Consider the following 10457-nt stretch of genomic DNA (forward strand, 5'->3'; position numbering starts at 1 on the left):
CCCTCGCCTCCGGCCGCGGCCCCGTCCGCCTCCACGGTCCCGCCTCCGGCCGCGGTCCCGTCCGCGTCCACGGTTCCGCTCCCRGCGCCGGTCCCGTCCGCGCCCGCGGCGCCGCCCCGGCCGGTTCCGGCCGCCGTCCCGCTGCCGGCACCTGCCCCGACCCCCGCCGGGGACGCCGCGCCGAGGGCAGGACGGCCGGTGCGGGCGGCGGCCCGCAGGGCGCCGGCGCTCGTCATGCGGCGGCTGCGCGCCCGCACGGGCAGGCGCGGCCGGACCATCCTGCACGACGTCGAGCTGGAGCTGGGCCCGGGGGCCGCGCACGCGGTGATCGGGCCGTCCGGGGCGGGGAAGACCACGCTCGCCAGGACCATCACCGGCCTGCACCCGCACGCCGAAGGCGTCGTCGAGCTGGACGGGCAGCCGCTGCCGCTCCGGCTCGCCCGCCGTACCGGGGAGCAGCGCAGGCTGATCCAGCTCGTGCCGCAGGACCCCCTCGGGGCCCTCAACCCCGTCCGCACCGTCGGCGCGGTCCTCGCCCGGCCGATGCGCCTGCACCGGCGCGTCGACCCCGCCGACGTCCCCTCCAGGGTCGAGCGGCTCCTGGCCGACGTGGCCCTGCCCGCCGAGACCGTCACCCGCCTGCCGCACGAGCTGTCCGGCGGCCAGCGCCAGCGGGTCGCCCTCGCCCGGGCGCTCGCGGCCGATCCCGCCGTGCTCGTCTGCGACGAGGTCACCTCGGCGCTGGACGCGCTCACCGCCCAGGCCCTGATGGAGCTGCTGATGCGGCTGCGTGAGGAACGGGGCCTGGCGGTCGTCCTGGTCAGCCACGATCTCGACCTGGTCGCCCGCCACTGTGACACCGCCTGTTCGATCGACCGGGGGCGGATCAGCTGGGCAGGTCGGGCGGGAGCCGTCCTCCAGAGGGGGTGAGCACGTTCCACAACGCCGGTGATACAGGGGAATACTCCCTTTCGTCGCGGGTAAGCGCCCTCAGGGCGGGGGGCCGACTGCGACGACGGGACGAGGATGACCGCACAGCACCACCTCTCGGACCAACATGACCCCCCCGGCAGGGTCGTGCTGGTCGCCATGGGAAACGAAGTGATCCGCTGCGGACTGTGCACGATGCTCGACGATCTCACCACGGTCGACGAGACCTGCGCGACCGACGACTTCGACCGCGGCATGGAGCTGCTCCGCTCCCGGCGGCCGGACGTCCTGGTGCTGCCCACCCCGGGCGAGCAGCATCTGGCCGAGAAGCTGGCGCGGACCGCGGTGGAGCACGACGTGCGGATCCTGCTGCTGCTGCGCGCGGCGAGCGACGGGGCCCTCGTCGAGGCCGTGACGCTGCCGGCCGACGGGTTCCTGCTCGAGAACGACCTGACCCGCGACTCCCTGAAGAACGCCCTGGCCGACCTCGACAGCGGCCTCATGCCGATGCCCGGCCCGCTGGCGCGCAAACTCCTGGCCCGTGTCAGGGGCGCGGAGAGCGGCGAGGCGGCGAAGCCGCCCGCGCGGCCCTGCCCCGAGGCCGACCGCGGCTCCTCGCCGCTGACCACACGGGAGCGGGAGACCCTCTCGCTGATGGCCGAGGGGCTCAGCAACAAGCAGATCGCCCGCCGCCTCGGCATCTCCGAGCACGGCGCCAAGCGTCACGTCGCCAACATCCTCGCCAAGCTCAACTGCTCCAACAGGACGCTCGCGACCGCCGTGGCGCTCAGCCGGGGTCTGCTGCCCGAACCGCGGCCGGCGTTCCACGGCTGACGGGCGCCCCTGCGAGGCCGCTCAGGCCCCGCAGCGGGGCCCTGGCCTTCAGCAGCATCTCCTCGTACTCCTCGGCGGGATCGGAGTCCAGCACGATCGCGCCGCCCGCCCCGACCGTGAGCCTGCCGGAGTGGGCGATCGCGGTCCGTATGACGATGTTGAGGTCCGCGGTGCCGTTGAGCCCGAAGAAGCCGATCGTCCCGGAGTAGACGCCCCGCGCCCTGCCCTCCAGCCTGTCGATGATCTCCATCGTGCGCAGCTTGGGCGCGCCGGTCATCGACCCGCCGGGGAAGCAGGCACGCGCGGCCAGCACGGCGCTCATGTCCTGGTGCAGCCGGCCGCGCACCGTGGAGACCAGCTGGTGGACCGTGGTGTAGGACTCCACGGTCATGAACCTCGGAACGTCGACCGTGCCGATGTCGCAGATCCTGCCGAGATCGTTGCGGAGCAGGTCGACTATCATCAGGTTCTCCGCGCGGGTCTTGTCCGACGACGCCAGCTCGTCCCTGAGCGCGTCGTCGCTGCGCGGCTCGGGATGGCGCGGGGCGGTGCCCTTGATCGGTTTGGACTCCGCGATCCCGTCCCTGCCGACCTTGAGGAAACGCTCGGGGGACGAGCACAGCACCTCATGGTCGCCCAGCCGCAGGTAGGCCGCGTACGGAGCGGGGTTGAGCCGGCGCTGGCGCAGGTAGAGCGCGTGCGCAGAGCCGTCGAACGGGATCTCCGCCGCGTTGGTCAGGCAGATCTCGTAGCTCTCCCCGGCCCGCAGCAGCCGCAGGCACTCCTCGATGTCGGCGAGGTAGCCCTCGCGCGACCGCACCAGCCACGGCTCCGGATCGAACTCCTCCCCGGCCGGCGGCCCGTCCTCCGTCACGGGGGCGCCGCCCGGCCGCCGGCACGCCTCGGCGGCCTCGGACACCCAGCGCCCGGCCAGGGTCCTGCTGCGGGGCCGGCCGTCGGTGAGCGCCACCACCCACGTCTCCTCCGTCTCGTGGTCGATCGCGACGAAGCGCGTGGCCGACATCCAGACCGCGTCGGGGAGCGGGGAGACATGGGGGGAGGCCGCGCCGCAGTCGCGCTTCAGCTCGTAGCCGAAGTGCCCCACGTAACCGCTGTTCAGATCGAACGGCATCGCGGGATCGGCCGGTACGGCGCGCGAACGCACACGGTCGTCCAGCACCTCGAAGATCGAGCTGTAGATCGCCGTGCCGATGCCCGAGGCGTCGTGGACCTGCACGCTTCCCGAGCCGGCGCTGCAGGACAGCACCTCCCCGTGCGGGCCGCCCGCGTCGCCGAGGAAGGAGAAACGCGCCAGCCCCTGGCCGGTGCGGCTGCTGTCCAGCCAGAACGCGTACGGCTGCGCGCCGAAGAGCTCGGTGAACACGGTCTCGGCGTCGGCGGCGCCGGGGACGCGCTCCACCTCCAGCGACCATCGGGGGACGTGCTCCGGGCAGGCCCCGCCGCCGTTCCTCCCGCCCGCCGACAGGGCCAGCTCGCGGAAGTTGCGCAGCAGCGCCGGGCCGTACTCCGTCGAGATCGACTCGGGGTGGAACTGCACGCCCCACCACGGCATCGTCCGGTGCCGCAGCCCCATGACGACGGAGTCGCCGGCCCACGCCGTGATCTCCAGGTCGTCCGGGGCGGGGGTGGCCACGCACAGGGAGTGGTAGCGCACGGCGTTGAAGCCCTGCGGCAGGCCGCGGAACAGGTCGCGCCCGCAGTGCCGGATCTCCTCGACGTACCCGTGGATCGGGACGGGGGCCGGCACCACGTCGGCGCCCGACAGCCAGCCGAGCGCCTGATGGCCCAGGCACACCCCCAGCACCGGCAGCCCGGACTCGCGGATCACGTCGAGGGACGCCCCGATGTCCCGCTCCACCTGCGGCCGCCCGGGACCGGGGGAGATGATCAGCGCGTCGAACCGGTCCAGGTCCATCCTGTGCCAGCTGTCGTCGTCGTTGGCCAGGACGACCGGCTCGACCCCGTAGGTCTCCGCGATGAGCTGGAACAGGTTGTAGGTGTAGGAGTCGTAGTTGTCGATGATCAGCGTGCGCACGGCGGTTCCCTGGGGTAGGTCAGAGGGCGGCGGCGGACTTCCCGCCGGCGGGCAGGGCGTGGGAGAGGAGCGCGCGGGCGTGGAGCGCCCGCCGCCACTCTCCGGCCCGCCCCGAGACGCGCGCCTCGACGGCACGGCCGTGCGAGTCCACCCACGCGCGTACCGGCCGGATCCCGTGCAGGGCGTTGAGCGTCCACGTCTCCACCTGCTGGAGCTCGTCCGGCGAGCAGCGTTCGGCCCGGACCCGGAACCGCCACGCCCAGGCGAGCTGTTCCAGCAGGACGCGGGTGATCGAGGGCAGCACGGCCAGGTCGGGGGCCGGGACGCAGAGGGTGTCCCGCCGCCACCACACGATCGAGGAGTGGGCCGCCTCCAGCGCTGTGCCGTCCCCGGCGTACAGCAGCGCGTCGTCGGCGCCGGCCGCCCGCGCGCCGGCCCGCAGGCCGGCCAGCGCCGGCAGGTCGGGCCCCTTCACGCCGGGCCGGGTGCGCGGATCGGGCTCCTGGGGGATCCAGAGGCTGACCGTGTCGCCGGCGCCGGGCGCCGGCCGCATCCACAGGGCCAGCCGCGGCGACGGCCCCCCGTAGGCCTCGATCCGGGGGAACCAGCGTCCCTCGTCCGGAAGCTCGCGGCGGACGTCGGCGAGGAAGCGCCGTACGGTGCTCCGGGGCAGGCCGGGGACGAGCCGGGAACAGGCGAGCTGGAAGCGCTGCTCGTGCAGGGCCAGGCCGCGGACCCGGCCCCGCGCGACCAGCCAGGAGTCGACCACCGCCGGGCGCTCGGCGGATCCGCCGGGACCGGGGAGGAAGGACGCCTCCGGTGACCAGGACAGGCGGCGCCCGGTCGGCGGGGCGAGGTCGATGCGGGCCGTCGTCATCGGATACCTCCAGTGTGGAGACCTCGGGGAGGAGGTCCTGGGGAGGGAGTCAAGCGATCACCAATTTCCGTTCCGGACGGCGAAGCGGCGCAGCTTCCCCGTGTGCGTCCGCGGCAGCGCCCGGCACAGCTCCACGCTGCGCGGGACCTTGAACGGCGCCAGCCGCCGGCGGGCCAGCGCGATCAGCTCCTCCTCCACCCGCGCCGGATCGGGGTCCGGCACGGCCGGCACCACGAAGGCCCGCAGCTTGCTGGCGCCGCGCTCGTCGGCGACGACGGCGACCACCACCTCGGCGACGGCCGGATGCTCGGCCAGGACCCGCTCCACCTCGACGGGCGACATGGTGATGCCGCCGACCATTTCGAGATCGTCGCGCCGGCCGCGATGGACGTAGGCGCCGCCGGGGAGGCGTTCGGCGCGGTCCCCGGTCCGCAGCCAGCCGTCCACCAGGGTCCGGGCGGTCTGCTCCGGCCGGTTGAGGTAGCCGGCCATGACGGATCCGCCGCGGACCCAGAGCTCTCCCTCGCCGTCCGCGACGGGCCCGCCGTCGTCGTCGCGTATCTGCAACTCGTAACCGGCCAGGGGGCGGCCGATCGTTCCGGGCTCGTCGGAGTCGAAGGTGTTGGAGCAGAACGCGTGCCCGGCCTCGGTCGAGCCGAGCTGGTCGAGGACGGGGGCCGCGAGCAGGTCCCGCGCCCGTGCCGCGAGCGTCTCGTTGAGCGCCTCGCCCGCGGAGACGGCGAGCCGTACCGAGGCGAAGGAGGCGCCGTCGCATTCGGCGGCGACGTTGGCGTAGGCGGAGGGGACCGCGTACAGCACGGTGACACCGTGCCGCCCGACCGCCTCCTCGATCTGCGCGGGGCCGGGCCGGTCGCCGAGCAGGACCGCCGACGACCCGGAGAAAAGCGGGAAGACCAGCGCGTTGCCCAGGCCGTAGGCGAAGAACAGCTTCGACACCGACAGCGTCACGTCGTCGTGGCGGATGCCCACGACCCCCTGCCCGGCCGCGCGGTGGTAGAGGGCGAGGTCGGCGTGGCGGTGCAGCGCGGCCTTGGGCGCCCCGGTCGTGCCGGAGGTGTACTGGGCGTACAGGGCGGTGGCGCCGGTGACCCGCGCGACCGGGCCGGGGGCCGCGCCCGCGGCGAGGCCGAGGAGGCGGTCACCGGTGAGACAGGGCACGCCGTCGAATCGATCCGCCGTCCTGTCCTCGGCGACGACGAGGGAGGCCTGGCAGTCCTCGGCCATGAAGGCGTGGTCCGCGGCGGTCAGCTCCGGGTTGACCGGCACGACCGTCGCGCCGAGCCGTGCCGCGCCGAGGAAGGCCGCCACCCACGCGATGCCGTCGCCGTGCGCCACCATCACCCGGTCGCCCGGCCGCACTCCCAGGTCGATCAGGGCCGAGGTGGTCCGTGCCGCCAGGTCGTGCACCTCTCCGTGGCTCCATACACGATCGCCGGTGTGAAAGGCGGGTGACGCGGTCCAGCCGTTCCGCTGCGCCAGCTCGGCCAGCTCGGCCGCGACGTTGCTCTGGCCGATCAGTGTCCCGTCCGCCGGGTCGGCCTCGCTCCGGCCGATCCGGATGCCGGTCGCGAGGCCGGCCCGGCGGCCGGTCCGGATCTCAGTCACGTGGTTCACCTCGGGCGGCGGTGTAGGGGGTGATCAGGAACCGGCCGTTCACCCGGCCGATCGGCCACCATCCGCTTTCCAGCAGGTCGGCGAGCTCGGCGAGCGTGCCGTCCTCGTCCTCCCCGTCGTCCCCTCCGGCGAGAGCGCCCGCCACGACCGTCCCGATGAGCCACAGCAGGGCGCCGGAGACCGCGCGGGCCTCGGCGTCCTCCGGGTCGGCCGGGTCGAGCCGGGGGGTGGCGACCAGCATGGCCACGTGCTCGGCCAGTTCGAGCTGGTCCTCGCGGCCCGCTTCGAGCAGCCGCGCCCGTGCCGCAGCCCGCCGCTGGTCGAGGTCGGCGAGCCAGCCGGGATCGACGAGATCCATGGTCGCGGCGGCGGTGTCCCGGTCGAGGACGACCGTGAAGCGGGTGGCGGGCCGCGCGGGGGCGGGGCTGGTGAAGCCGGGCGCCGTGCTCGGCCGGGTGGCCTCGCAGAAACCGTGGAGCAGCCGCTCGACACGGTCGCCGCCCCGGCCCAGCTCGCCGGCCAGACCGGCGGGCGGCTCGCTCAGCTCGAAGTGCCGTGCCATCGCACGTCCACCTCCGGATGGTCGAGGCCCAGCTCGTCCTCAAGGAGGGCACGGGTCCGCCGGACGAACTCCGTGCGGCACTCGTCGTTCGTCATCCGCTTGATGCCCCACCGGCGGAAGACCTCGTTGTTCTTGGAATCGCTGCGGCCGAAGAAGGGGAGCGTGATCGTGATCAGCTCGTGGGCCGCCCGCCGTACGTCGTCACGCTTGGCGGGGTCGGCCGCCAGCTGCCGCGCGGTCGTGGTGCCGAACCCGACGTGGAAACGCTCCTCCGGCATCAGCGACCGGCAGAGCTTGCGCAGGGGGAGGTAGGAGCAGTGGCTGAGATCCTCCATCAGGACGACCTCGGCGAGATCGACGATCGCCTTCGTCATGACGTATTCGGTCCAGCTGCTCACCTCGTATTCGAATACGGAAAGAGGTGACCGGGCGTAGGGATCCTCCACGCCGAGCTCGGCGGCGAGTTTGTTGAATTTCAGATGATGGCCGTATTCCTCCATCGCCATTCTGCAGGCCAGCCACTTCTCCCGGGGCGTCGGGGCGAGCGCGATCGACGGCTCGTCGAATATCGCGGCGCCCGCAGCCTCGTTGCGGACATGGCTGTTCACGATCTTGCCGACCGCGGTGATGTACTCGTCTCCGAGGGTGCGAGCCTCCTCCGGGCCGGAAACCACTTGATTCATGAGAACCCCAAGCGTGTCGGACACTTGTCGTCTCCTCTCCAGAGCCGGCCCTGCCGAAGCTAGGACGGTCCGCAGAGGGGGTCAAGTGCCCGATCGGGCACCTCGAAATAGGTGGGAAATTATTTCCGGCGGGTAGCCGCAAGCGCCCGGATGGATATGGTCCGCACATTCTCGCAGCACACGCTAACACCTTCCGGAAGTTAGGCAAGGCATACTTGATAACTGATCGGCTACCCGGTCCGCCCCCTGTGGCGCCGTCGATCGATTTCATTGATTGCCTATTCTTCCAGGCCCGTGTCAGGGTGATTCGCTATGTGGGACATGGCGACGCGGCGACACGAGCTGACCGTGCAGGATCGCATTCACCGCCCAGAGGATCTGGAGCGGACACTGGCCGGGGCCACGGGCCGCCCGTGCCGCGTGCTGCAGCCGGTCTCCGGCGGCGGGCTGCTCCTGGCGGCCGAGATCGATCGCGGCCTCCCGCAGGCGTGGCTGGCCGAGCTGGTCGGCCGGATGCGCGCCGCCGTGGCCGGGGAGCACGAGGTGGTGGCCGAGACCGTCGCGCTCGTCGCCCCCGGGCAGCTCGGCCCGGACACCGGGGACGGCCCCGGCCGATCGGCCCTGCTCAACCGCTACCGCCACGGCGAGATCGAGGTGCTGCACGTCGACTCGCTCTCCCCGGCGCCCCCACCCGCCACGGGGGAGTGGGCGGGACAGGCCCCCGGGCGGAGCGGAGACCCGGGGAGGCGGCCCGCCGACACCGAAACCGGGCCGGGCGGGGACCCGGGGGGACGGCCCGCCGACGCCGAGCCGCTGACGCTCGACGCCGTCCGTCAGGCCGCCGCCGCCATGCTCGGCATGGAGCCCGCGGATCTGGGCGACGAGGACGACCTGGTCCGCTGCGGGCTCGACTCCATCCGCACGATGCAGCTGGCCGGCGAGTGGCAGCGCCGGGGAGTGGAGGTCAAGTTCGCCGACCTCTTCGACCGGCCCACGCTCGCCGCCTGGTGGGAGCTGCTGTCGGCCCGCCCGCAGCGGGAGAGGCCGGCGCGGGAGACGGCGCCGGAGGTGGACGAGAGCGCGCCGTTCGGGCTCACCCCCGTGCAGTACGCCTACTGGATCGGCCGCCAGGACCGTCAGGTGCTCGGCGGCGTCGGCTGCCACTTCTACGTCGAGTTCGACGGCGCCGACGTGGACGCGCCGAGGCTGGAGGGCGCCGTCCACGCGCTGTTCCGGCGGCACGCGCTGCTGCGGACCCGCTTCCTCGACGACGGCACCCAGCAGATCCTCGACCGCAGCCCCTGGCCGGGCCTGACCGTGCACGACCTCCGCGGGCAGCCCGCCGAGACGGCCGCCGAACAGCTCGCCGCCTTACGGGACGAGCTCTCCCACCGGCGCCTGGAGGTGGAGCGCGGCGAGGTGTTCGACCTCCGGCTCTCCCTGCTGCCCGGCGGCGCCTACCGGCTGCACACCGGCTTCGACCTCCTCGTCGCCGACGTGCGCAGCATCCAGATCATCCTTGAGGACCTGGCCGCCCTCTACTCCCGGCCCGACGACCCGCTGCCCGAACTCACCTACGGATTCCCCACCTACCTCGCCGAACAGGAGGTCCGGCGGCGGGAGGCCCGCCGTGCGGACCGGGAGTACTGGCAGGAGCGCATCGCCGATCTGCCGGGAGGCCCGCAGCTCCCGCTGGCCGTCGAGCCCGAGCGGATCGGGCGGGTCCGCGTGGTCCGCCGCGACCACTGGATGCCGCCCGAGCGGCGCCGGCGGCTGGCCGACCGCGCCCGGGAGCACGGCCTGACGCTGCCGATGGTGCTGGCGACGGCGCTCGCCGAGGTGCTGGGCGCCTGGAGCGGCCGGCCCCGCTTCCTGCTGAACCTCCCCCTGTTCGACCGGCAGACGCTCCACCCCGACGTGCCGCTGATGGTCGCCGACTTCACCAACCTGCTCCTGCTCCAGGTCGACCTGTCGGAGGAGATGTCCTTCGCCGACCGGGCCAGGACGCTGCAGAGCCGATTCCAGGCCGACGTCGCGCACTCGGCGTACTCGGGGGTGGAGGTGCTGCGCGACCTCAACCGCGGCCGGAGCGCCGGCCAGGTGAGCGCCCCCGTCGTGTTCACCAGCGCCGTAGGCATGGGCGACCTCGTGGGCGCCGAGGTCCAGAAGAGCCTCGGCGACCTCGGCTGGATGCTCTCCCAGACGCCCCAGGTGTGGCTGGACCACCAGGTGGTCGAGGTGGACGGCGGGCTGCTGTTCAACTGGGACGCCGTCGAGGAGCTGTTCCCCGCGGGCGTGCTGGACGCGATGGCCGCCGCCTTCGCCGGACTGCTCGCCCGGCTGGCCGAGGAGGAGTGGGACGGCCCCGTCCCCGATCTCCTGCCCCACGGCCAGCGCGCGGTCCGCGGGCAGGTCAACGACACCGGTGGGCCGGTCCCGCCGGGACTGCTGCATTCGGGGTTCTTCGCCCTGGCCGAGCGGGAGCCCGGCCGGGTCGCGCTGGTCGGCGACGGCGTCGAGCTGTCCTACGGCGAGCTCGCCGGCCGGGCCCTGCGGGTGGCGGGGGCGCTGCGGTCGCGGGGCGTCGAGCCGGGCGACGCGGTGACCGTCTCCCTGCCGAAGGGGGCGGACCAGATCGTCGCCGTGCTCGGGGTGCTGGCGGCCGGCGGGGTCTACGTGCCGGTGGGCGTCGACCAGCCGCCGGCCCGCAGGGACCGGATCGCCTCGCTGTCACGGGCGGTGACGTCCGTCGAGGACGTGGCCGTCCTCTGCGGTGGCGTCCCCCTGGCGGGGCCGGTCGGGGTGGACGCGGGCGCGGCGGCGTATGTGATCTTCACGTCGGGGTCGACGGGGGAGCCGAAGGGGGTTGAGGTGTCGCAT

At 73.6% G+C, this 10457-nt stretch carries 9 protein-coding genes; 3 read left to right on the forward strand and 6 right to left on the reverse strand.

The annotated features are described in order from the left end of the window. Positions 1–236, reverse strand: a 236-nt coding sequence (locus tag CA984_RS47460) for a hypothetical protein (protein WP_207621200.1), incomplete at its 3' end; no start/stop codon positions are given. Here CA984_RS47460 and CA984_RS38780 point away from each other — a divergent pair. Continuing rightward, complete coding sequence (locus CA984_RS38780) at positions 235–930, forward strand: ABC transporter ATP-binding protein (protein ID WP_086578370.1); 696 nt, start codon at positions 235–237, stop codon at positions 928–930. The genes CA984_RS47460 and CA984_RS38780 overlap by 2 nt on opposite strands. Positions 931–1089: 159 nt before the next feature. Beyond that, entirely contained in the window at positions 1090–1764 is a 675-nt protein-coding gene (locus tag CA984_RS38785; RefSeq protein ID WP_165781575.1) for a response regulator transcription factor, read from the forward strand. Here the strand turns inward: CA984_RS38785 and pabB are convergent. Genes pabB through CA984_RS38810 form a run of 5 tightly spaced genes read right to left on the reverse strand, consistent with a single transcriptional unit; the run spans position 1718 to position 7577 of the window. Next, positions 1718–3820, reverse strand: a complete 2103-nt coding sequence (pabB, locus tag CA984_RS38790) for an aminodeoxychorismate synthase component I (protein ID WP_086578367.1) — start codon at positions 3818–3820, stop codon at positions 1718–1720. The two genes, CA984_RS38785 and pabB, sit on opposite strands and share 47 nt — an antisense overlap. 19 nt (positions 3821–3839) lie before the next feature. Beyond that, positions 3840–4697, reverse strand: coding sequence for an aminotransferase class IV (locus CA984_RS38795; RefSeq protein WP_086578368.1), 858 nt, complete (start codon positions 4695–4697; stop codon positions 3840–3842). 57 nt (positions 4698–4754) lie between these two features. After that, positions 4755–6323 (reverse strand): AMP-binding protein, encoded by a 1569-nt coding sequence (locus CA984_RS38800; protein WP_207621201.1) that lies wholly within the window; start codon positions 6321–6323, stop codon positions 4755–4757. Next, positions 6316–6894, reverse strand: coding sequence for a hypothetical protein (locus tag CA984_RS38805; RefSeq protein ID WP_086578369.1), 579 nt, complete (start codon positions 6892–6894; stop codon positions 6316–6318). The genes CA984_RS38800 and CA984_RS38805 overlap by 8 nt, the downstream gene beginning before the upstream one ends. Beyond that, a complete protein-coding gene (locus tag CA984_RS38810; protein WP_242676414.1) occupies positions 6873–7577 on the reverse strand; it encodes a Phenylacetic acid catabolic protein in 705 nt (234 codons plus the stop codon). The genes CA984_RS38805 and CA984_RS38810 overlap by 22 nt, the downstream gene beginning before the upstream one ends. Positions 7578–7898: 321 nt before the next feature. On the opposite strand from CA984_RS38810, the gene CA984_RS38815 reads away from it, so the two are divergent. After that, on the forward strand, positions 7899–10457 hold a 2559-nt coding region (locus CA984_RS38815), incomplete at its 3' end, for an AMP-binding protein (RefSeq protein WP_165781576.1).

It is taken from the genome of Streptosporangium minutum, assembly GCF_002149035.1.
GTDB classification, from domain to species: Bacteria; Actinomycetota; Actinomycetes; order Streptosporangiales; family Streptosporangiaceae; genus Streptosporangium; species Streptosporangium minutum.